We start from the raw sequence: 21,101 nt of genomic DNA, 5'->3' as shown, positions 1-21,101 counted from the left end.
GTTATGAACTTAATGCCAGAAAGTAAGGTTTTAATCCAGGGGTTTTTTGAATTTATATCAGCAACTCATATTGCACAAATGCAAGCCTATGGGACGAATTTAGTAGCAGGTGTTAATCCTGGATTTGGTGGACAAACCATATATAATCTACCAGTATTTAATTTAGTCGAGGAGGTTGTGGCTAAATTTGGACAAATTGATACAACCATTATTTGTGTTCAACCTTATCAAGTTTTGGATGCAGCTTTAGAAGCGATCGCCGCCAATATCCCACAAATTATTATTATTAGTGCAGGTGTACCACCATTGGATATGGTGCAGCTACTTCGCAAAACAGAAACTTGTGAAACTTTAATTATTGGCCCCAATAGTCCCGGAATTATCGTCCCTGGTAAAATTCTCCTTGGCACTCAACCCAGTGAATTTTATATACCTGGTTCTGTAGGCATTGTCAGCCGTAGTAGTACCCTCACTTATGAGGTAGCTTGGGAACTGACAAAAATGGGTTTAGGACAGTCAATAAGTGTTAGTATTGGTAGTGATGCTATTGTTGGTTCTTCATTCCTGCAATGGCTGCAAATTCTCGATGAAGATGAGACCACAGAAGCAATAGTTTTAATTGGCCAACCTGGTGGAGAAAGTGAAGAAGTAGCAGCAAAATACATTACTGAAGCCATTGATAAACCTGTAATTGCCTATATTGCCGGTATACACGTACCAACAGTGCAAACTTGGCAACAAACAGGCACTTTAGCAACTGTTATCGGACGTTCAGGTAATTTTGGCACAGCAGAAAGTAAATTAGCGGCTTTTGAGTCCGCAAAAATTCCTGTCGCTGATAGTCCATCTCAAATTCCCCAATTGCTAAACAATATCCTCATTCCAGAAAGTGTGACTAGATAGGTAAGAGGAGGCAAGAGGACATTGATAAAATTCTTTCTCTGTGTATACCTACCTCTTACCTTCTAACTTATGCGATCGCAGCAAAACCGAAAAATCAAAATAAACGGACAGGATGAGGTGATGATTAATAGACATCTGGATGAAAATTATCCTAGGGACAATTCATGAATTGTCTCTACAAGGGTTTGGTGGTTATGCACATTTAATTACCACCAGATGTCTAATTAATAACAAAGGGCAGTAGCTCCGATCAAAATAAATGTCCGGGATCTTCTGTTAAACTATCCTAAATTTATGTTTTATATAATTAACTATGAGTGAAAGCTTATTTAGTGTAGAAAATCTTCGCGTAGCTTATCCCCAACGCAATGAAGAAACAATAACTTGGGCGGTTGATAATGTATCTTTTACACTCCAACCAGGAGAAAAAATGGGCTTGGTGGGAGAGTCTGGTTGTGGTAAATCTACCATTGGACGGGCGATTATGCGTTTGTTACCTGCCTCTAGTTGTGTAGAAGGTAAAGTAATTTTCCAGGGAGATTCAGTATTAGATTTAACTGCATTTGAGATGCGAAAATTTCGTGGTGAAGTAGTAGCTTTGATTTTTCAAGACCCTATGACACGATTAGATCCATTAATGACAATTGGGGATCATTGTTTAGAAACCTTAGCAGCGCATTCACCGGAATTATCGAAACAGCAAGCAAAGGAAAAAGCTTTAGGAACTTTAGCAAAGGTGAAAATTCCTGCAAGTCGCTGGAGTCAATATCCCCATGAGTTTAGCGGAGGAATGCGTCAACGGGTTGCTATTGCGCTGGCTTTACTGCTGAATCCTAAATTAATTGTTGCCGATGAACCTACGACTAGCTTAGATGTTACCGTTTCTGCTCAAATTTTACAAGAATTAACGCGATTGTGTGCAGAGGATAATATGGGATTATTATTAATTTCCCATGATTTGGCAATTGTAGCGGAATATTGCGATCGCATTGGTGTGATGTATCAAGGCAAAATGGTAGAAATGGGTCAAACCGAAACAGTATTTGCACATCCCCAACATGAATATACCCAATCTTTATTAAAAGCAGCTTTACATATTCAACAGGAAAAGGAAGAACAGGAAATAGTAAGTCAAGAAAATCCGATTTTAAAAATTACCGAACTCAGGCAATATTATACCATAGAACCGAATTTTATTGAACGGCTATTTAAAGGTGAAGGACAAACAATTAAAGCTGTAGATGGGATTAATTTAGAATTATATCCAGGTGAAATATTAGGATTAGTGGGAGAGTCTGGTTGTGGTAAAAGCACACTTTCGAGAACCATCTTACAATTAATTAGTCCCACATCGGGAAAAGTCGAATTTTTAGGACAGGAATTAACCAGTTTATCCCGGCAACAAATCCGTTCTTCTCGTAGACAAATCCAAATGATATTTCAAGATCCCCATGCTTGTTTAAATCCTGCCATGACCGTCGGAGAAAGTATAGGTGATCCCTTATTAATTCACAACTTAGCTAATAGAGAAAAAGCGGAAGAACAGGTTTTATGGATGTTAGAAAAAGTGGGATTAACACCGGCAGAAATATATTATCACCGTTATCCCTCAGACTTATCAGGAGGACAACAACAACGGGTTGCTATCGCACGGGCTTTAATTACTCGTCCTAAATTAATAATATGTGATGAACCTGTAAGTATGTTAGATGCAAGTGTGCAATCACAAGTTTTAGATTTAATGTTGCAACTAAAAGATGAATTTGAATTAACCTATTTATTCATTACCCATGATTTATGGCTAGCAAGATTTTTGTGCGATCGCATCGCCGTCATGAATGGCGGTAAAATAGTTGAATTAGGACAAACTAAACAAATTTTTGCCCATCCCCAACATCCCTACACCCAAACCCTTTTAGCCGCAGCACCATTATTAGCAAAAGTTTAATATGAGTTGTAATTGTAGGGGTTTACCAATGCTAAACCCCTGTATTACTCTGAACTAAAAAAGTGCTTCCCTATCATCCCCAAAATACTTCTAGAAAAAAGCGCGAAAAAAGAGCATGAAGTGGTTGACAACAGATTTAAAATCTGTTATCATGAAGACGATAAGGAAGAACTATCTTGTATCAAATATATTAATGTCTAAAAATCAACCCGTCAACCCTTATAAAAATAAGACCTATTCCGCAGATAAATGGCAAGAAAGAATAGCACAAGTAGCATATCGCTTTAATCGCCAATATGAAAATCAGAAATTTGAATTACCTGATGAAATTCAAGAAATGCCAATATATAAAGAATGGAAAAATGGTAGTTTAAGTCAGAGAATAGTTTCACCCTTTTGGGAAATTGCCCCACTGCAAAAAAACCAGCATTGTTTAGATATTGGTTGTGGAGTCAGCTTTTTGATCTATCCTTGGCGAGATTGGCAAGCATTTTTTTATGGTCAAGAAATTAGTAATATAGCTAAAGATACTTTAAATTCTCGTGGTTCACAATTAAATTCAAAATTATTTAAAGGTGTAGAATTAGGCGCAGCACATCATTTGAATTATCCTTCAGAACAGTTTGATTTAGTTATAGCTACAGGATTTAGTTGCTATTTCCCCCTAGAATATTGGCAATCTGTTTTAGGCGAAGTCAAACGAGTATTAAAACCAGGTGGACATTTTGTATTTGATATTCTTAACTCCCAACAACTTTTAGTAGAAGATTGGGCAGTTTTAGAAACCTATTTAGGTGCAGAAGTATTTCTAGAAAGCCCATCAGCTTGGGAAAAAACCATCAAAGCTGGGGGTGCTAAAATAGTCAAAAAGCAGTTAGGAGAATTATTTGAATTATATAAAGTACGGTTTTGATAAAAAATACTAACGTAAGTTGCTATAGGAATCCTACTTGAATCTTGCTCAATATACTGACTGAGACTCAATCATTGATGATATAGGTTTTAGGGCTTACAGCTTGTTCAAAAATCAAATAGGAGTCCTATAGTTACGTAAACCGTTTGATAATAAATCGATCTTTATTAAAAATGCGCATAAATTTTGCGGCGGCAGTGTATGATTTTTAAAGATTTTACCAGGAATTTTGGCCAGAAACCCCCAATGAATATCCGCCATGCCATAGAAACTGACTTACCCACCATTGTGGCCATTTACAATGCTGCTGTACCTAGCCGCATGGCTACAGCCGATTTAGAACCTGTATCCGTGGAAAGTCGTTTAGCATGGTTTAGAGGACGAGTACCCTCCCAGCGTCCCCTATGGGTGATAGAAACAAATGGGGTAATTGCTGGATGGTTGAGTTTTCAATCATTTTATGGTAGACCTGCTTACCATTCCACAGCAGAAATTAGTATTTATATTTCCCCTGATTTTCAAGGACGTGGTTTAGGCAAACAGCTTTTAGCAAAAGCAATTCAGGAAAGTCCCAAATTGGGTTTAAAGACTTTAGTTGGTTTTATTTTTGCTCATAATCAACCGAGTTTAAAGTTATTTACCTGTTTTGGGTTTCAAACTTGGGGAAATTTACCAAAAATTGGAGATTTGGACGGAGTAGAAAGAGATTTAATGATTTTAGGTTTGCGTGTAATTTAGGGATTCGCTAATACACTAATAAAATACACTCGTTAGACATTTCCGGTAATTAAATATGCATAACGTGAAACCTACGATAATTGTCGGATATGTCCATTCGACTCATGAGACAATATACTAAACTAAATAAGGGAAAAATTAAAAAATCAATCCCTCCCGATTTGGCGTGAAGGTAACAAAGCGAAAATGAGACGTAAATCTTATAATACTACCAGACCAACTAATAACCCCAAACCCTCTATTTTCCAATCTCCGATCTTTAACTTCGCCACCATTGCCCTTTTAGGAGGAGTATTGATTTTGGGAATTGGAATTGGTATTGCCTTTAGTTCAACTACCACATTAAGTTCATCAAACGTAGCTTCCCGTGAGTTCATTGACACCAGAGCGCCAAATCCTGAAATTTGCGTCCAGTATGGAGCGAGCGCCATGGTAATGGATGCCAGACTGTTTGTAACTCTTAACCCTTTTAATGTTTATGTCGCCCAGCCTAATATCCGCCCTGGCTGTGTAATTCGCCAAAATAACTGGGCAATTTTAGAAAATAAAAAACTTGTCACATCAGATCAGGTACGGGAATGTAAAAACCGCCTGAATACCTTTGGCTTCACCGGTGATTTAAACAGTGAAAAGCCAGATATTAGATGTATTTATCAAAATGAATCGGCTCAAAACTTCTTCTTATCTCAACCTGGGGCGGTGGGAACTCCCCAAGATACGGAAAGATTTTAATGTGGTTGCCGATTGACAGGGAATAGAGAAAATTCCCTATTCCCTATTCCCTATTCCCTATTCCCTATTCCCTATTCCCTATTCCCTATTATTTCTTACCTCCTGTCTATTCCCTAATCACGGCCATTGAGGGCAATGAGCAACCGCAGGATAAAGATAAATAGGTTGATGTAGGTGAGATACATGGATAATGCTGCTGGTAGATACTCATTATCCTGATAAGTTCGGGGCAAGATGTAAAAATCAACTACTGATGCTCCAATAAAGAGAAATACACCTAGACCAGAGATACCGATTTCTAACCAAGTGGGCGTATAAACACCAAACAAAGCAAAAACAAATTGTACTAGACAAACAACCAATAAAGCTATCAGTCCTAAGCTCAAGGTTTTTGTTAAGGCCATGCCATCTGCTTCGGAAAGGTTAGAACCAATTTTGCGAGCAGCAATGAAGGTAATGCCACAACTAATGGCAGCAATACCAATACCTTGAATCCCAACTCCTGGGGTTCTCAAAGCGACAAATACCAAGCCACTGAGGGTATATCCAGATAATAAGCTGTAAATACCCAATAAAGGCAAGGCTACGGCTTTGTTACCGTTAGAGGCGACATTTTGAGCCACGAAAAACAAAATTAATTCGAGAACGATCGCACCCAAAAAGGTGGGAAAAAATAAGCCGGGGCTGTTGCGGATAATTCCCAAACCACCATAAGTTCCCAATGCTGTTAAGACAAGTCCACCACCGACATAAGGCAGGGCTTTAGCGATAACATTGGGTCCGAGGAGTTCATTATTTCTCGCTTCCCGGAAAGCTTGACGAAAATTACTGGTATTACTCATATTTCATATCAAGTCTATTTCAATACCTATCATAATCTATTGACATAGGGAAGGAGGCAGAGGATCAGGGGAGTAAGAGGTAAGGGGAAGCTTGATATGCGTATAAATTCCCCATAACAAAAACGGCCTTCTACTTTCTACCTTCAGCCCCTCGGCCTTCCTCATTTTTGCATGGGTAGGGGTTGACCAAATTCAATAATGGGAATGTTGGGGAGATTTGTGCTTTTGTTTGGAGGTGTGGTTAGCATGGCGGGGGGAAGGGGTGAATTTTGAGTGAGGGCGGGGTTTTGATTATTGAGAGGTGGAACAGTGATCAGTGGTTGATCGGTGTTATTAATCAAATTGATGGACGGTGGGAGGGTATTAATCGGTATGAGTAGTTGACTGGCGGTAGTTGGGGAAATATGAGGTTTGAATACCCAGCGTGTGGGGTTTTGGCGAGAGATGGGTTGCAGTTGTATTTGCTGGGGTTGGATTTGAGTACCTGGTAAGAGATCAAGAACTATGCGGGTAATATTGGCGTTAAATTGGGAAATGCGGATTTTTTGAACTACACCGGCATATTCTTGTTGGGTGAGAACTTTACCTAATTTGGTGTTAGGTAAATCGAGAACCAGCCGTGGTGGTTGAGGAAGGTAAAAATATTCAGGTTTGGCGATCGCTGAGAGATTAATTTCTAATTGCTGGGTTTTGGGGTTAAATTGCCAATTATCAAGTTGTGCCATTGGTTGGGCAAGACTGATATGAGGAGTAAAGGTGATAAAACTAACGCCGATAGATGCCAGCATTTGATAAGTTCTAGTTTTCATGATTAAAAATTGGCAAAAACTAATAGATCAATACTTTTTTCCTTCTTGTCCACAGAGTATCATTCTCTGATATGATCGAGAGTCCGACTCCTTTAACATAGATTAACGTATGAGCAAGGGTACTTTATTTGACAAAGTTTGGGACTTACACACCGTTGGGACATTACCATCAGGATTAACACAACTATTTATTGGACTACATCTTATTCATGAAGTTACGAGTCCCCAAGCCTTTGCTATGCTCAAGGAGAGGGATTTAAAAGTATTATTTCCACAACGGACTATAGCCACAGTTGATCATATCGTTCCTACAGAAAACCAAGCCCGTCCCTTTGTGGATAGCATGGCTGAGGAAATGATTCAGGCATTAGAAAAAAGTTGTCAAGAAAATGACATAACTTTTTACAATATTGGTTCAGGAAATCAAGGTATAGTTCACGTCATCGCCCCCGAATTGGGACTAACGCAACCGGGAATGACCATCGCTTGTGGAGATAGCCATACATCGAGTCATGGTGCATTTGGAGCGATCGCTTTTGGTATTGGTACAAGCCAAGTTAGAGATGTTCTTGCCTCCCAAACCCTAGCATTATCTAAACTTAAAGTCCGCAAAATCGAAGTTAACGGCAACTTAAAACCCGGAGTTTATGCCAAAGACGTAATATTACACATCATCCGTACACTAGGCGTAAAAGGTGGCGTAGGCTACGCTTACGAATTTGCTGGTACAACCTTTACCCAAATGAACATGGAAGAACGGATGACCGTTTGTAACATGGCCATAGAAGGGGGGGCGCGATGCGGATACATCAACCCCGATCAAATCACTTACGACTACCTGAAAAATAGAGACTTTGCCCCCAAAGATGCAGACTGGGAAAAAGCAGTTACATGGTGGGACTCCCTCAGTAGTCATGCTGATGCTGAATATGATGATGTAGTAATCTTTAATGCCGAAGATATTCCTCCCACAATTACATGGGGAATTACACCAGGTCAAGGAATTGGGGTGGATGAAAAAGTCCCCACAGCCGCCGAACTCCTAGAAGAAGACCGCTTCATCGCCGAGGAAGCCTATCGCTACATGGACTTATATCCCGGTCAACCCATCCAAGGCACAAAAATTGATGTCTGCTTCATTGGTAGCTGCACCAACGGACGCATCAGCGACCTGAGAGAAGCCGCCAAAATCGCCCAAGGTCGCCAAGTTGCAGCAGGAGTAAAAGCCTTTGTTGTTCCCGGTTCAGAAAGAGTCAAAAAAGAAGCCGAAGCCGAAGGACTAGATCAAATCTTCATTGCTGCCGGCTTTGAATGGCGTGAACCAGGGTGTTCCATGTGTTTAGCCATGAACCCCGACAAACTCCAGGGCAGACAAATTAGCGCCTCCTCCTCCAACCGTAACTTCAAAGGTAGACAAGGATCATCCTCCGGTCGTACCTTACTCATGAGTCCCGCCATGGTAGCCACAGCAGCCATCAAAGGCGAAGTCGCCGACGTGCGCGAACTACTCTAGGTGACAGAAAAGAGTTTTTTCAATTACCAATTACCAATTACCAATGGTCAGTGAAGTAAAACAAATATCCGGTAATGCCGTTCCCCTCATCGGTAACGACATAGACACAGACCGAATTATCCCCGCCCGCTACTTAAAAGCTGTCACCTTTGATGGCTTAGGAGAAGCAGTGTTTATTGATGATAGAAAAGCCTTAAACGGTGAACACCCATTTGATCAAATCCATTACCAAGGCGCGAAAATCCTCATAGCTAACCGCAACTTTGGCTGTGGTTCATCACGGGAACACGCACCCCAGGCATTAGCTAAATGGGGAATTAAAGCCCTCATTGGTGAAAGCTTCGCGGAAATCTTCTTTGGTAACTGCGTTGCTATGGGAATACCATGCGTAACTGCGCCTAGTGAAATAGTTAAGCAACTGCAAGAATTAGTCATTACTAACCCCCAAGAAGTCATCACCATAACTTTGGAAAAATTGCAAGTACAAATTGGTGATTTCACTGTATCAGTTGTCATGAGTGAAGGGACAAGAACTGCCTTTGTGTCTGGAACTTGGGACGCTTGCGGACAGTTAGTAGCAAATGCACCACAGGTAAAAGCAACAGCCGCAAAATTACCTTACATTGCTTGGGGTAATTTAGCCGCAAGTTAGTTTTTGTGTATCTGTCTGTGGTTTGCTATATTTTGCATTTATCGAACCACAGAGAACACAGAGAACACAGAGAACACAGAGAGAAGAGGTTAGGTTTGGGTAATTAGGGGATTAATATTTATACCAATTTTCTATGAAGATGCACATAATCCTTTACAAAGAAATGGTATTAGATGAATACAATTAATTATTGGTTAATGAAGTCAGAACCATCAGTTTATAGTATTACTGACTTACAACAGCAAGGTGAGACTATTTGGGATGGTGTGCGTAATTATCAGGCACGGAATTTTTTACGACAAATGCAAGTAGGAGATTTAGCTTTTTTCTATCATTCTAATACTGAACCTCCGGGTATTTTTGGCTTAATGCGAATTGTGGAATCAGGTATTACCGACCCTACACAATTTGATATTAATAGTAGATACTATGATGATAAATCTACTCCTAAATCTCCCCGTTGGCAAACTGTAAGAGTCGAATTTGTAGAAGTATTTACTAATCCTCTTTCCCTATCAACACTGAAAGCAAAGTTTAGCGGTGATGAATTATTAGTAGTAAAAAAAGGTAATCGTTTATCAGTAACTCCTGTAATAGAATCAGTCGGAAGTAGGATTTTAGAAATGGGAAGAAATATTTAGAAAAATGTAGGTTAGGTTAAACAAAGTGCAACCTAATAGCATCTAGAAAATATTGGGTTTTTACCTCTGTGTTCTCTGCGCTTGGAGCGTTTCGATAAAATCAACGTTATTATACATATAGTTCCTAATAATATTCTCTATCAAATTGTAGGGATTGCAGTTTATGACTGAACAAGATAATAATAATTCCTGGAAAAAAAAGATAACTGGAGTTTTTAATCAAGCTACCGATAAATTAACCCAAATTTTGCCATTAGAACAAGTAACACAAACTGTAGGACAATGGTTTAGTGTTAGTGATACTCAAGTTGCGGAAATTCTCGAAACTATTCGCGCACAGTTACCAACTACAGAAGCTTTGTTATTAGGAAAACCCCAAGCGGGTAAAAGTTCTATTGTCAGGGGTTTGACTGGGGTGTCTGCGGAAATTATTGGCCAGGGTTTTCGTCCTCATACCCAACATACGGAACGTTACGCCTATCCTGCTAATGATTTACCATTGCTGATTTTTACAGATACAGTCGGTTTAGGAGATGTTAGTCAAGATACTGAAGTTATTATTCAGGAATTAATCAGTGAATTACAACAGGAAACAAATAAAGCGAGGGTTTTAATTCTCACTGTCAAAATTAATGATTTTGCCACTGATACTTTACGACAAATTGCTCAAAAATTACGTCACCAATATCCAAATATTCCTTGTTTATTGGTGGTAACTTGTGTACATGAAGTTTATCCTCCAGAAATGATTAATCATCCTGAATATCCTCCAGATGTGACAGAATTAGATCGGGCATTTATCGCTATTCAGAATAATTTTGCGGGTTTATATAATAGTGCAGTTTTAATTGATTTTACTTTAGAAGAAGATGGTTATAGTCCTGTATTTTACGGTTTAGAAGCCCTGCGCGATAATTTAGCCCAACTCTTACCAGAAGCAGAATCAAAAACGATTTATCAACTATTAGATAAACAAGCAGGAGAGAAATTAGGTAATATTTATCGGGATGCTGGTAGACGTTATATTTTACCTTTTTCTATCATGGCCGCTACTTTAGCCGCAGTTCCTTTACCTTTTGCTACTATGCCTGTTTTAACAGCATTGCAAGTATCAATGGTGGGATTATTAGGTAAATTATATGGACAAACTGTAACACCATCTCAAGCTGGAGGTATTGTCAGCGCGATCGCCGGTGGTTTTGTCGCCCAAGCGGTAGCACGGGAGTTAATTAAATTTATTCCTGGTTTTGGTAGTGTCATTGCCGCATCTTGGGCAGGGGCTTATACATGGGCTTTAGGTGAAGCTGCTTGTGTCTATTTCGGCGATTTAATGGGTGGGAAAAAACCCGATCCTCAAAAAATTCAAGCAGTGATGCAAGAAGCTTTTACAGGGGCAAAGGAACGGTTTAAGAGTAATATTTGATAATTGCAGCTTTTCTTTTCCGATCTTAGTTTCCTCATTATTTTACCCTAAACCCTGAGCAATAAATGCAGACCAATAACGGGGATTTGCAAAGGGAAATTCACCTTTTGATTTTTGGATTTTATCAATTGCTATTGATATTTTTGCATATTTTTTATATTGGCGATCGCACTCTAAATACTCTTCTGAATTAAGCGGATATTGTTTTTTCTGATTTCTAGCTTTTTGACGCTGGTTTTCTGCTGCTTGGGATATTTCTTCTAAATCTGCTTTTCTTAATTCCCGCAGTTTAATTTGTGCTGCTTTTAGTGCTTCTGGACGATTTTTACCCTCTTGTCTTTGTTGATAGTAAAAAATAGAAAATAGCGCAGTTGCTAAATCATCAACCTTCCATAAAGAACTAATTACACTTATCGCACCAGCATATAAAAACCCTGTAGAAAGTGTCAATAAATTATCAGTTATATCTGGGTTATCCAAATTAGTTTCGCAACAAGAAAGAAACACATCTACAAGATTAGATATGTTACCTAACGGAAAATGCTGAATTAGAATACTAAAAGAGTTAAGAGTTACGGCTATAACTAGTGATTCTATGGGTGTTGATATAGATAATTTATTCATAACCCAATTATAAAATTCTTGAGGTAGAAAATCATCATCTAAAATTTGTAGATTTTCTTGCAAAATATTTCTCGTTAACTGCAAGTTATGGTTACTATCCTCAAATTGTTGTAAAATGTAAAATGTGTAAAAGAGTAGCTAAATTTTTATTATAATTATTCATTCAATTCAACCTATAATAGTGCGATAGTGTCAACTAAAAACATTTTCAACTACCCCAAAATCTCCGTCAACCTCTCCATTAAATCTTCCGCTAACTCCAACAACTCAACCTCATCAATATCACTATTACCAGAAGCGCGACTACTTCCAGAAACCACAACATCACCAACTAAAAAATCCTTAGCTGCAAAAATCCGATCCTTCTCCGTTAATTGACTCAAACAATATTCTAAAGCATCAATAATTTCATCAAGAGACTTATCCTGTAAACGTTCCCTCACCTTCACTGCAACCACATCATCACTTTCTAAGAAAGTAGTAATTTTCTCAATATAACCCGGTTCATCGTTATCATCCCCCCAAGTTTCCAACCAATCACTATCTATATCTTCAAAGTATAAATCCACACAATCAATACCATGATTTATCCAATCTTCCTGTAACTTTCTACCTGCTTCTAAATGTTCTAGGTATTGTGTAAATTTATCTGTTTTTTTACTTTGTATTTCTTTTACCATGATGACGCTTTCTCCTAAAACTTTAAAATGCTAGTAAAAAACTATAAATTAAATTTTAAGTACACTCCTATTGGCAAATTATCACTATTTTCTAATGAAACATTAACTATTTGCTTAATAAATCCATCTATACCAGGATTATAACTTAAAAATAACCCTCTTTCTATTCCCCAATATATCAGTTTATTTTCCCATTTAGTAAATTTACTTTGAGAATTGACATCAGATAAGCTGGTAAGTTGAACACATAAAGGGTGTTGTAATTCATTACTAACAATTATATCAGTTGCCATAGCTACATCAGCAATATAAGATTGCCATAAATCCTGCCCACGCTGCTTAATTTCTTTAGCTACTGCTGTTAAAACTTGAGTATCACTTTGTTCAAACTCTCCAGCCATTAATTTTTTTTTTCCATGTTTCAAAATCAGGATCTTTTTCTTCCAACCATTTAGGAAAAAGATAACTATACCAATATCTCTGACAAGGGTTCATTTCCTGATAATACTGCTGTCGTTTATCTTCATCGCTTAAACTTTTGATGTCTAAGTAAGTTCTAGCATCAATAATTATCTGTTGCAGAAAAAAGAGGACAAACTTTTTAGCAGTCAAAGAACCAGGTTTCACATCTTTAATCCAGCGATTAATCTGATTTAACCTAATTGCTAAACGGGGATCTATGGTTGATGCTTCCTCAATTAATGATTTGAGTTTTTCCTTAATCTCTTGTGGGCGCGAAAATATACACCTGAAAAATAATTTTACTTTATGTATTTTAACAGTATTTAATACCTTTGTCAAATAAAAAATCCTTCCCTGCAAAAATTCGATACTCTCTAAAGATATATTAACTATCTGATTTATAAAATCACTTCAAAACATCCTCCTAGATATCAAAATCCCATGTCGAGGACTAAACAACAAAGCCAAGGTAAATAAACCCGAAACTACTAACACAATCGCTGGTCCAGATGGTAAATTATAAAAGTAGCTGAGATACATTCCGCTAATACTAGAAATTACCCCAATTACCGCCCCTAAAATCATCACTTCATGTAAACGCTTCACCAATAAATAAGCAGTTGCCCCTGGAGTGATTAACAGTGATAATACCAAAATTACGCCCACAGCTTTCATACTGGCAACAATTGTTAAAGCGATTAACAACATTAAACCGAAGTTTAAACGATTAACTGGTAAACCAGCAGCTTGCGCGCCTAAAGGATCAAAGGTGTAAAATAAGAGTTCTTTATATAAGAGGAAAATCACTATTAAAACAATGGCGGAAATAATAGCTGTATCTCTTACTTCGTCCCCAGTGACACCCAAAATATTACCAAAAAGAAAGTGATTCAAGTCAATTTTATTATCTTTTTGAATGACGGTAATTAAGGTGACACCCAGGGCAAAAAAGGCGGAAAAAACTATCCCCATTGCTGCATCTTCTTTAATGGGAGATCGGGTTTTAATTACGGCTATGGCCATTGTACTCAAAACCCCGGCTATAAACGCCCCGACAAAGATATTAGCACCGATCATAAAGGCGATCGCTAGTCCTGGTAATACTGAATGACTAATAGCATCACCCAGCAATGCCAGGCGTTGTACCATTAAATAACTACCAACAATGGCACACAATAATCCTACTAATATGGCGATGATTAATGAACGTTGCATAAAGCCATATTGCAACGGTTCTATTAGTGATTGAAGCATAGATGAAAATGAACCACGAAGGCACGAAGAACACGAAGGAAGAGAGGAAGATATTATACCAATTTTATGTGATGCTGCACAGAATTATAAAATACGACGGTTCAGTTAAGCCAAAAAATCTTTTTTTAAAATGAACCACTCCAGGCACAGAGGACACAGAGACAAGAGAAGAAAAAATTCTTAACTGAACTGTATTGAATTATAAAATCTATTAATTCATCCGCGTTTATCTGTGTTTATCTGCGTTCAATTATTCTTGAATTTTTATTCTATGCACCTTCATTGTAATTTGGTATTAGCCGTTATTATGCTGCCTCGGAAAAGTACATAACTTTGCCACTATAAGCACGATTTAAGTTTTCTTCTGTTAAAACCTGTTGGCGTGAACCTGTGGCGATTAATTCACCGTTTAGTAAGATTAAATCATCAAAATGGGTGATAGATTCCCCTAAATCATGATTAACGACTAAGACGATTTTATTGTTTTTTGCTAGTTCTTGAAAGACTTCAAAAATGATAGCTTGGGTTTTTTGATCTATCCCAACAAAAGGTTCATCAAAACAAAAGATTTCCGCTTCCTGAGTTAACGCCCTCGCTAAAAATACCCGTTGTTGTTGTCCTCCTGAAAGTTCACCAATGGGACGATTTTTTAATTCTCCTATTCCCACTCTTTCTAATGCTTGTTTAGCAATTTGACGGCTAACTGTGGAGAAACTACGTAACCAACCTGTTTTTTTCACACGTCCCATCATCACAACATCCCACACGGTAGCGGGATAATTCCAGTCAATTTGGCTACGTTGTGGCACATAAGCAACTTTTTCTAGTTGCTGCATTAAAGGCTGATTTTTGTATAAAACTTGACCACTACTCATGGGAACTAATCCCAAAATGGCTTTCATTAATGTACTTTTACCCGCACCATTAGGTCCAAAAATTCCTGTGATTCTTCCTGGCTTAATTATACAGTTAATATCTCTTAATGCTTCTTGTGTGCGGTAATGTACACCTACATGAGTAATATTAATACTTGTTAAGGAATTCATATCAATGGGTTTAGTAGCTTGTGTAGGTATATCTACTTGATTCTTGGGAGATAGGCTAAATTTTTGGTAAAAAGAAACGTTTTGCATAACCTTAATTAAAATACTTATTTTTGAGTTTACTATAAAAATGAGAGAAATATGAAAATATATATAATTAGAAGTAATCACTGAAATAAATGAAACTAATACTTAATTCCCTTTGTCTAGGAATGTTGTTATCTTTGTCTGTAATGGGTTGTACTTCCAACTCCCAACCACAGACAAATACTCAGCCCCAGGTCGTAGCAACAAGTACCATTATTGCTGATTTAGCTGAAGAAATTGGCGGGGAAGAAGTACAAATTACGGGTATTCTCAAACCAGGTGCAGATCCTCATATGTATGAACCTGTACCCGCAGATAGTCGAGTTTTGGAAAAAGCTAACTTGATTTTGTATAACGGTTACAATTTAGAACCGGGACTGATTAAGTTAATGAATGCTGCTGGAGGGAAAGTCAAAAAAATCCCTGTGGGGGAAGTTGTTAAATCTTTAAAATTAGATAAAGGTAAAGGGCAAATTGTCCCAGATCCTCATGTTTGGGGCAGTGCAGAAAATGTTATAGCTATGGTGAAAGCCATTCGAGACGGTTTAATTGAACTGTCACCAGAGGATAAAGAAAAATTTACCAACAATGCCGTCAAGCTAGTAGATGAATTGCAGCAGTTACATATTTGGATTAGTCAACAAATCCAAACTATTCCTCCAGATAAAAGAAAATTAATCACCACCCATGATGCTTTTCAATATTATGGAAATGCTTATAAAATTGCCATTGCTGGAACTTTAATTGGCATTAGTACGGAAGAACAACCAAGCGCCCAAACAGTGCAAAAATTAGTTGAATCAATTAAAAAAATAGGTGTTCCTGCCATATTTGCTGAAACGACAATTAACCCAGCTTTAATTAAAACAGTCGCCGAAGAAGCAGGGGTGAAATTAGCACCAACTTCTCTTTATTCTGATTCCATTGGGGCAAAAGGCAGTAATGGTGATACTTATATAAAGATGATGGTAGCCAATACCCGCGCTATTGTTGAAGCTTTGGGAGGAAAATACACCCCGTTTCAATTAAAGAGTAAAAAATAAGGTGATTGGTAATTGGTAAATAATAATTTCCTATTACCTATACCGTATCTAGAATACTTAGAACAGGAAATCAAAAATACTTCAGCCTTAATTGACCGTGATAGAAAGGTACTTCAAATTCATTGGGGTGGAGGTACACCAAATTATTTGGAGCTTGATCAAGTAGAATTTCTGTGGGAAAATATTACCCGTAATTTCCAAATTGCTTCAGATGCAAAAGTATCTATTGAAATTAATCCCCGCTATGTAATACTACTTGGTTAAGACTAAAAAATCGTTATATGGTAGGTTGGGTTGACACTAGGAAACCCAAACTAAATTTTATTAACCGAGCAGTAGTGAATTGGTATGTAGTTTGAATTTATTCAAAAATTTAACTACATACCTTTTGACTTATATAGTTTATGTCATTAGATAGAAATAAATAACATTAAGCTTTGATAAATTTGACATTGCATGAGTTTAATTTTCGAGGCAATAAATCAATGAATATTATTACTTGGATAATTTTAGGACTATTAGCTGGTGTAATTGCCAAATCTATCTATCCTGGTTATCAAGGTGGAGGAATGATATCTACCATGATATTGGGTATTGTTGGCGCTTTTATCGGTGGTACTTTATTTACTCTCATCCGTACCGGAAGTTTACAACTTGCATCTGCATCCTTGAGTATTCCTGGGGTGATAGTAGCAGTTATTGGTGCAATTATTGCCATTTATTTATGGGGATTATGGCAAAGAAGTAGTCGGGTATAACTTCCTAAGGATTAGAAATAAATTTTGGTTTTTTGAGTTGAAGTTTGCAGGAACTAAAATTATGTTTTTTCATAAGAAAGAATCAATTCATGTCGTCAAAGTTGATGAACCAAATCCCCATTTTGCCCAGTGGCTTCTAGAACAATTTGGCGGTGCAACTGGCGAACTCTCTGCTGCTTTACAATATTGGGTACAGTCTTTTCATGTAGAAAATGCTGGTATTAAGGATATGCTTCAAGATATTGCTATCGAGGAGTTTGGCCACTTAGAAATGGTTGGTAAACTCATTGAAATGCACACTAAAAACACAGATCAAACGGAAGCATATAAAAGTACCCTATTTGCCATTCGAGGTGTTGGCCCTCATTTTTTAGATAGTCAGGGAAATACTTGGACTGCAAGTTATTTGAATGAAGGTGGTGATGTTGTCCGTGATTTACGGGCGAATATTGCCGCCGAAGCCGGTGCTAGACAAACTTATGAAGCATTGATTAAACTAGCAACAGATGAAGGAACTAAACAAACTTTAGTACATCTGTTAACGCGAGAAATTGCTCATACTCAGATGTTTATGAAAGCTTTAGATTCGTTAGGTAAGTTAACTGAACCTCTTTTTGGTAATATCCAACCCGATGAAACTGTCGCTCTTTACTATAATTTATCAACAAACGGAGATGGTAAAGATCAACGTGGTCCTTGGAATTCTGAACCAACATTTCAATACATATCTAACCCTTTAGAAAGGGTAATGGGTGCTAAATAAAAAACCACCTTAAAAAATAATTTTTCATTATTTAGTCGGAAATGCCCCAACTTATTAGTTGGGTTTTTTTGTGAATTATTTTATTGTTTCTGCAATTTTGCAGTGAATTTTTGTCTCGGTAGTTATGGTTATTGTGGCTCATAATTTTACCCCCAACTCACTTAGGTATCTATTCATATCACTTTCTGCTTTATCACGTTCAGCTTCTAATTCCCGCAGCTTAATAATTTCTGCCTGAATATCAATTTTGTCATTTTCGGTTTTGGGAGGTAGTACATAGCGATTGATATTAAGGATATAGTCATTGTTTGCTATCTCTTCAAGAGATGCGACTTTAGCGTACCCTTCTTGATCTGTAAAAGCTTGATAACTGGTAACAATATCAGTAATATCTTCAGATTGTAAATAGTTTTTATTTCCAATCTTTTGATATTTGCTACTTGCATCAATAAATAATACTTTCTTTTTACTTTCTTCTAGTTTATTTCGATTAAAAATTAAAATGCTGGCAGGAATACCTGTCTCATAGAATAAATTTGATGCAAGACCAATAACAGCTTCAATTACGTCTTCTTCCAAAATTCTTTTGCGAATTAAACCTTCTTGTCCTCCACGAAATAATACACCATGCGAGACGATTATTGCGGCTTTACCTGTTGTTGTTAATGTAGATAATATGTGCTGAATAAATGCAAAATCTCCATGACTTTTAGGTGGTAAGCCATATCTAAAACGGTGATAAATATCAAAACTATCTAGATGTTCTCCCCAGTTTTTTAGATTAAATGGTGGGTTGGCAAATACTCTATCAAAAAGTATTAGCTCTTCATTTTCTAATAATTGAGGATTACGAATTGTATCTCCCAATCGAATGTCAATATTAAAGATGCCATGTAATAACAAATTTATTTTGGCAATAACCCAAGTTTCTAAGACTTTTTCCTGCCCATAGAAAGATACATCTTCTATATTTAATCCCACCTGTTTTATATAATTGGCAGATGTAACTAGAAACCCACCTACTCCGCAGACAGGATCACAAATTTTCATTCCCTTTTCTACTCCTAATAGATTAACTAGCAATTCTGCTATTTTATTTGGGGTATAGAAATCTCCACTCCTTTTTCCAGAATCACCTGCAAAGTTTTCAATTAAAAATTCACAAGCCTTTCCCAATATATCTGATTCAGCAAGGTTACTATAGCGGAGATTGAGATATGATAAATGTCTAATTAATTGACGCAGTACTTGATCATGTTCTCCAGAATCAAAATTATTATGTTTATTTTCAAAGTCAATACTAGTAAAAATTCTCTTGAGATGTGGATTGCTTCTTTCAATCTCTTGAGATGCTATATTAAGTTCATAACCAATGTTATGCTCAAAACGCTGCAAGTAAGTCCAACGAGAACACTCAGGCACAAATGCACCGAGGTTATTTAATCTATTCCCTTCCAAATCTTGATCATTTATTGTCTGTTCGATTGCTTTATAACTTTCCTCAAATACATCAGATAAATACTTGAGAAATAAGAGCCTTAATAAATATTTATTATAATCAGTGACACTAAAATGACTGCGTAGAATATCGGCAGCCATCCAAAGTCCTCGCTCCAATTCCTGTAAAGTTATCATTGCTCTCCTTCTAAGATTTGAGAAAAAATTAACTGCGTTAAATTATTTCGTGCTTCCAGCGCATCTAAAGTAATTTGAGTATATTGTTCAGCAGCTAAAAAGAGTTGAGCTAATTGGTTTTGTCTATCTAAACTAGGTAAGGGTATTTCCAACTCTCGCAACTGTGAAATTTTTAACAACTGAGTTCCGATAGATTGACTATATAAAGTGCTAAGTTCTTTTTCTAACCATTTTGAGCGCATCAACACCGCTAAATATACTGAATTAAGATTTTTTTCCTTTACCCGTAAAATTGCTAAGTTTTGATTTGGCAAGCATCCTTTTACTTCATCTTTTACTACTGATGCTTTAAGGGGAGTTCCTCGAATTGTAATAACTACATCATCAGTCTGCAATCTATACTTAAATAGATTAAAAGAATCAAGTTGAGAACTGCTTAATTCACCACTTATATATATTTGCTCAAGATTTCGGGAGTTAATAATTTGTTCTTGTGAACCAAGTTCGTTTTCATATCGTTTGAGAGTAACTCCTTGATATATATGTACTAAATCTTCAAGTCGAACAATAGGAGTAGACATAAATTCTAGTTTTATTTACAGTATCATCATACTTTATTAAAAGAAGTATGTCTATATTGACAACCTTGGGAAGTTTTGTTAGGATATAGCCAACATACAAAACGACGAAAAAAACGCCACCTGGACTGGTACTCCAGATAGCGTCTTCTTGTAATTTTCAGAATTTTGTAGCTTGGTTAGCCGTTAACGGTCTTGCCGACTGATTCTAGAACCTCAATATAAATCAAGGAACAATTTTTATGGCTATTAGCTTAGACAATAGTAACTCAAGCCAGCCTCAGTTTCAACCAGGTATCCGCCTACAGTTGCCAAACTTGCCCGGTGTGGAATACCAAATTGTGATGATTCCCCAGAGTCAAAACCAGAAACCAGACGTTAGGGTAAAGAATGAACTTGACCCAAATGCAAAGGATTGTAACCGCCTCATTGCTATCATCATAAAATATGCTAAAAGTCAGGGAAAAGCTAATAATTTGCCTTACCTTAAGAGCAAAAGCTATGAAGAACTTTGTGTATATATTGAACAATTTTGGCCAGTGCTAATTCCCCAGATATAAAAGCTTATAGTTGTGGCTATGGAATACCAAAACTTCTAATGGAGGATAACTTGCTATTCCATAGCCATTTCTGGTTTCCCAATCTAATCAACTATGCAAAATCTGACTAGAATTACCCGCAACCCAGAAGTAATGGGCGGCAAACCCTGCATCCGGGGAATGCGTGTTACAGTTAGTACTATCGTTGGCTTAATGGCATCTGGACACAGTGCCAATGATATCCTCAAAGCCTATCCCTACCTTGAAGAAGCAGATATCTATGAAGCACTAGCTTATGCTGCATGGCGGGCTGAAGAAATTGAAGTTCCCCTGATAAGTGCGTCAACCACCCATCACTTCCCTTCGGGTAAGTGAGGGCTTGTAAAAGCCTAGTTGACTAGACTGAGTTCTTAACCGAACTACGTTAGAGGTAAGAGTTAAAGACCTACCAGGGAATGCGTAGCTAGTTCCCTGCTCTAGAACTTAAAAGTTAAACAGGCTTAAGGGTTAAACCAGTGCTT

At 37.3% G+C, this 21,101-nt stretch carries 24 protein-coding genes and 1 pseudogene; 15 read left to right on the top strand and 10 right to left on the bottom strand.

The features are described 5' to 3' along the window. Positions 1-3 precede the first annotated feature (3 nt). From CUN59_RS11795 to CUN59_RS11775, 5 genes are all read left to right on the top strand, one after another. Entirely contained in the window at positions 4-903 is a 900-nt protein-coding gene (locus tag CUN59_RS11795; RefSeq protein ID WP_104388023.1) for a succinate--CoA ligase subunit alpha, read from the top strand. A gap of 313 nt (positions 904-1,216) precedes the next feature. Then, positions 1,217-2,851 carry a dipeptide ABC transporter ATP-binding protein gene (locus tag CUN59_RS11790; RefSeq protein WP_104388022.1) on the top strand — a complete coding sequence of 545 codons (1,635 nt, stop codon included), beginning with the start codon at positions 1,217-1,219 and terminating at the stop codon, positions 2,849-2,851. A gap of 193 nt (positions 2,852-3,044) precedes the next feature. Next, positions 3,045-3,764 (top strand): class I SAM-dependent methyltransferase, encoded by a 720-nt coding sequence (locus tag CUN59_RS11785; RefSeq protein ID WP_104388021.1) that lies wholly within the window; start codon positions 3,045-3,047, stop codon positions 3,762-3,764. 246 nt (positions 3,765-4,010) lie between these two features. Beyond that, on the top strand, positions 4,011-4,502 hold the full coding sequence (locus CUN59_RS11780) for a GNAT family N-acetyltransferase (protein ID WP_104388028.1): 492 nt from the start codon (positions 4,011-4,013) through the stop codon (positions 4,500-4,502). Positions 4,503-4,688: 186 nt separating this feature from the next. Continuing rightward, positions 4,689-5,234 (top strand): DUF3172 domain-containing protein, encoded by a 546-nt coding sequence (locus tag CUN59_RS11775; protein ID WP_104388020.1) that lies wholly within the window; start codon positions 4,689-4,691, stop codon positions 5,232-5,234. Positions 5,235-5,347: 113 nt separating this feature from the next. On the opposite strand, the gene CUN59_RS11770 is transcribed toward CUN59_RS11775, so the two are convergent. Both CUN59_RS11770 and CUN59_RS11765 read right to left on the bottom strand, forming a co-directional pair. Next, positions 5,348-6,076, bottom strand: coding sequence for a Bax inhibitor-1/YccA family protein (locus CUN59_RS11770; RefSeq protein ID WP_104388019.1), 729 nt, complete (start codon positions 6,074-6,076; stop codon positions 5,348-5,350). Positions 6,077-6,237: 161 nt separating this feature from the next. After that, positions 6,238-6,885: an AMIN domain-containing protein gene (locus CUN59_RS11765; RefSeq protein WP_104388018.1), complete on the bottom strand. Its 648-nt coding sequence runs from the start codon at positions 6,883-6,885 to the stop codon at positions 6,238-6,240. 109 nt (positions 6,886-6,994) lie between these two features. Here CUN59_RS11765 and leuC point away from each other — a divergent pair, with 109 nt between their 5' ends. The 4 genes from leuC (at position 6,995) to CUN59_RS11745 (ending at position 11,114) form a co-directional block, all read left to right on the top strand. Then, positions 6,995-8,398, top strand: coding sequence for a 3-isopropylmalate dehydratase large subunit (leuC, locus tag CUN59_RS11760; protein ID WP_104388017.1), 1,404 nt, complete (start codon positions 6,995-6,997; stop codon positions 8,396-8,398). A gap of 43 nt (positions 8,399-8,441) precedes the next feature. After that, positions 8,442-9,050, top strand: coding sequence for a 3-isopropylmalate dehydratase small subunit (gene leuD, locus CUN59_RS11755; RefSeq protein WP_104388016.1), 609 nt, complete (start codon positions 8,442-8,444; stop codon positions 9,048-9,050). 173 nt (positions 9,051-9,223) lie between these two features. After that, the gene (locus CUN59_RS11750; protein ID WP_243406928.1) at positions 9,224-9,691 is read left to right on the top strand and encodes an EVE domain-containing protein; all 468 of its coding nucleotides are present in this window, start codon (positions 9,224-9,226) and stop codon (positions 9,689-9,691) included. A gap of 163 nt (positions 9,692-9,854) precedes the next feature. After that, a complete protein-coding gene (locus CUN59_RS11745) occupies positions 9,855-11,114 on the top strand; it encodes a YcjF family protein (RefSeq protein ID WP_104388015.1) in 1,260 nt (419 codons plus the stop codon). A 42-nt stretch (positions 11,115-11,156) separates the two neighbouring features. Here CUN59_RS11745 and CUN59_RS11740 read toward each other — a convergent pair whose 3' ends face one another. The 6 genes from CUN59_RS11740 to CUN59_RS11720 form a co-directional block, all read right to left on the bottom strand. Continuing rightward, complete coding sequence (locus tag CUN59_RS11740) at positions 11,157-11,801, bottom strand: CHAT domain-containing protein (protein ID WP_243406927.1); 645 nt, start codon at positions 11,799-11,801, stop codon at positions 11,157-11,159. Between the two features lie 149 nt (positions 11,802-11,950). Then, the gene (locus tag CUN59_RS11735) at positions 11,951-12,418 is read right to left on the bottom strand and encodes a hypothetical protein (protein ID WP_104388014.1); all 468 of its coding nucleotides are present in this window, start codon (positions 12,416-12,418) and stop codon (positions 11,951-11,953) included. Between the two features lie 41 nt (positions 12,419-12,459). Next, positions 12,460-12,819, bottom strand: a complete 360-nt coding sequence (locus CUN59_RS22440; protein WP_306460515.1) for a hypothetical protein — start codon at positions 12,817-12,819, stop codon at positions 12,460-12,462. Next, entirely contained in the window at positions 12,803-13,219 is a 417-nt protein-coding gene (locus CUN59_RS22435) for a hypothetical protein (protein ID WP_306460514.1), read from the bottom strand. Before CUN59_RS22435 ends, CUN59_RS22440 begins: the two co-directional genes overlap by 17 nt. A 72-nt stretch (positions 13,220-13,291) precedes the next feature. After that, the gene (locus CUN59_RS11725; RefSeq protein ID WP_104388013.1) at positions 13,292-14,134 is read right to left on the bottom strand and encodes a metal ABC transporter permease; all 843 of its coding nucleotides are present in this window, start codon (positions 14,132-14,134) and stop codon (positions 13,292-13,294) included. A gap of 305 nt (positions 14,135-14,439) precedes the next feature. Beyond that, positions 14,440-15,267, bottom strand: coding sequence for a metal ABC transporter ATP-binding protein (locus CUN59_RS11720; protein WP_104388012.1), 828 nt, complete (start codon positions 15,265-15,267; stop codon positions 14,440-14,442). A gap of 89 nt (positions 15,268-15,356) precedes the next feature. Between CUN59_RS11720 and CUN59_RS11715 the strand changes: the two genes are divergently transcribed. The 4 genes and pseudogenes from CUN59_RS11715 to CUN59_RS11700 all read left to right on the top strand — a co-directional run bounded on the left by CUN59_RS11715 (position 15,357) and on the right by CUN59_RS11700 (position 17,828). Continuing rightward, positions 15,357-16,307, top strand: a complete 951-nt coding sequence (locus CUN59_RS11715) for a metal ABC transporter substrate-binding protein (protein ID WP_104388011.1) — start codon at positions 15,357-15,359, stop codon at positions 16,305-16,307. 39 nt (positions 16,308-16,346) lie between these two features. Further along, positions 16,347-16,556 (top strand): annotated as a pseudogene (locus CUN59_RS11710) (oxygen-independent coproporphyrinogen III oxidase); the annotation flags it as partial. Positions 16,557-16,792: 236 nt separating this feature from the next. Next, complete coding sequence (locus CUN59_RS11705) at positions 16,793-17,065, top strand: GlsB/YeaQ/YmgE family stress response membrane protein (RefSeq protein WP_104388010.1); 273 nt, start codon at positions 16,793-16,795, stop codon at positions 17,063-17,065. Between the two features lie 61 nt (positions 17,066-17,126). Next, the gene (locus CUN59_RS11700; RefSeq protein ID WP_104388009.1) at positions 17,127-17,828 is read left to right on the top strand and encodes a manganese catalase family protein; all 702 of its coding nucleotides are present in this window, start codon (positions 17,127-17,129) and stop codon (positions 17,826-17,828) included. A gap of 138 nt (positions 17,829-17,966) precedes the next feature. Here the strand turns inward: CUN59_RS11700 and CUN59_RS11695 are convergent, their stop codons facing one another. Both CUN59_RS11695 and CUN59_RS11690 read right to left on the bottom strand, forming a co-directional pair. Continuing rightward, positions 17,967-19,463: an N-6 DNA methylase gene (locus CUN59_RS11695; protein ID WP_104388008.1), complete on the bottom strand. Its 1,497-nt coding sequence runs from the start codon at positions 19,461-19,463 to the stop codon at positions 17,967-17,969. After that, positions 19,460-20,044 (bottom strand): restriction endonuclease subunit S, encoded by a 585-nt coding sequence (locus tag CUN59_RS11690; RefSeq protein WP_104388007.1) that lies wholly within the window; start codon positions 20,042-20,044, stop codon positions 19,460-19,462. Before CUN59_RS11690 ends, CUN59_RS11695 begins: the two co-directional genes overlap by 4 nt. A gap of 239 nt (positions 20,045-20,283) precedes the next feature. Between CUN59_RS11690 and CUN59_RS11685 the strand changes: the two genes are divergently transcribed. Both CUN59_RS11685 and CUN59_RS11680 read left to right on the top strand, forming a co-directional pair. After that, a complete protein-coding gene (locus CUN59_RS11685) occupies positions 20,284-20,601 on the top strand; it encodes a hypothetical protein (protein WP_104388006.1) in 318 nt (105 codons plus the stop codon). A gap of 93 nt (positions 20,602-20,694) precedes the next feature. Continuing rightward, a complete protein-coding gene (locus tag CUN59_RS11680) occupies positions 20,695-20,955 on the top strand; it encodes a DUF433 domain-containing protein (protein WP_104388005.1) in 261 nt (86 codons plus the stop codon). Positions 20,956-21,101 lie beyond the last annotated feature (146 nt).

The organism is Cuspidothrix issatschenkoi CHARLIE-1 (assembly GCF_002934005.1).
Classification (GTDB): Bacteria; Cyanobacteriota; Cyanobacteriia; order Cyanobacteriales; family Nostocaceae; genus Cuspidothrix; species Cuspidothrix issatschenkoi.
Note: the sequence above shows the minus strand (reverse complement) of the source record. Positions and strands in the feature narration are given on the sequence as shown.

Bases quoted from the DNA above. Each gene is read 5' to 3' on its own strand.
- CUN59_RS11770 (WP_104388019.1), bottom strand. From the start codon at position 6,076: ATGAGTAATACCAGTAATTTTCGTCAAGCTTTCCGGGAAGCGAGAAAT.
- CUN59_RS11720 (WP_104388012.1), bottom strand. From the start codon at position 15,267: ATGCAAAACGTTTCTTTTTACCAAAAATTTAGCCTATCTCCCAAGAAT.
- CUN59_RS11795 (WP_104388023.1), top strand. From the start codon at position 4: ATGAACTTAATGCCAGAAAGTAAGGTTTTAATCCAGGGGTTTTTTGAA.
- CUN59_RS11715 (WP_104388011.1), top strand. From the start codon at position 15,357: ATGAAACTAATACTTAATTCCCTTTGTCTAGGAATGTTGTTATCTTTG.
- leuC (WP_104388017.1), top strand. From the start codon at position 6,995: ATGAGCAAGGGTACTTTATTTGACAAAGTTTGGGACTTACACACCGTT.
- CUN59_RS11745 (WP_104388015.1), top strand. From the start codon at position 9,855: ATGACTGAACAAGATAATAATAATTCCTGGAAAAAAAAGATAACTGGA.
- CUN59_RS22440 (WP_306460515.1), bottom strand. From the start codon at position 12,819: ATGGCTGGAGAGTTTGAACAAAGTGATACTCAAGTTTTAACAGCAGTA.
- CUN59_RS11700 (WP_104388009.1), top strand. From the start codon at position 17,127: ATGTTTTTTCATAAGAAAGAATCAATTCATGTCGTCAAAGTTGATGAA.
- CUN59_RS11685 (WP_104388006.1), top strand. From the start codon at position 20,284: ATGGCTATTAGCTTAGACAATAGTAACTCAAGCCAGCCTCAGTTTCAA.
- CUN59_RS11790 (WP_104388022.1), top strand. From the start codon at position 1,217: ATGAGTGAAAGCTTATTTAGTGTAGAAAATCTTCGCGTAGCTTATCCC.
- CUN59_RS11690 (WP_104388007.1), bottom strand. From the start codon at position 20,044: ATGTCTACTCCTATTGTTCGACTTGAAGATTTAGTACATATATATCAA.
- CUN59_RS11785 (WP_104388021.1), top strand. From the start codon at position 3,045: ATGTCTAAAAATCAACCCGTCAACCCTTATAAAAATAAGACCTATTCC.
- CUN59_RS11725 (WP_104388013.1), bottom strand. From the start codon at position 14,134: ATGCTTCAATCACTAATAGAACCGTTGCAATATGGCTTTATGCAACGT.
- CUN59_RS11695 (WP_104388008.1), bottom strand. From the start codon at position 19,463: ATGATAACTTTACAGGAATTGGAGCGAGGACTTTGGATGGCTGCCGAT.
- CUN59_RS11735 (WP_104388014.1), bottom strand. From the start codon at position 12,418: ATGGTAAAAGAAATACAAAGTAAAAAAACAGATAAATTTACACAATAC.
- CUN59_RS11705 (WP_104388010.1), top strand. From the start codon at position 16,793: ATGAATATTATTACTTGGATAATTTTAGGACTATTAGCTGGTGTAATT.
- CUN59_RS11780 (WP_104388028.1), top strand. From the start codon at position 4,011: ATGAATATCCGCCATGCCATAGAAACTGACTTACCCACCATTGTGGCC.
- CUN59_RS11680 (WP_104388005.1), top strand. From the start codon at position 20,695: ATGCAAAATCTGACTAGAATTACCCGCAACCCAGAAGTAATGGGCGGC.
- leuD (WP_104388016.1), top strand. From the start codon at position 8,442: ATGGTCAGTGAAGTAAAACAAATATCCGGTAATGCCGTTCCCCTCATC.
- CUN59_RS11750 (WP_243406928.1), top strand. From the start codon at position 9,224: ATGAATACAATTAATTATTGGTTAATGAAGTCAGAACCATCAGTTTAT.
- CUN59_RS11775 (WP_104388020.1), top strand. From the start codon at position 4,689: ATGAGACGTAAATCTTATAATACTACCAGACCAACTAATAACCCCAAA.
- CUN59_RS11765 (WP_104388018.1), bottom strand. From the start codon at position 6,885: ATGAAAACTAGAACTTATCAAATGCTGGCATCTATCGGCGTTAGTTTT.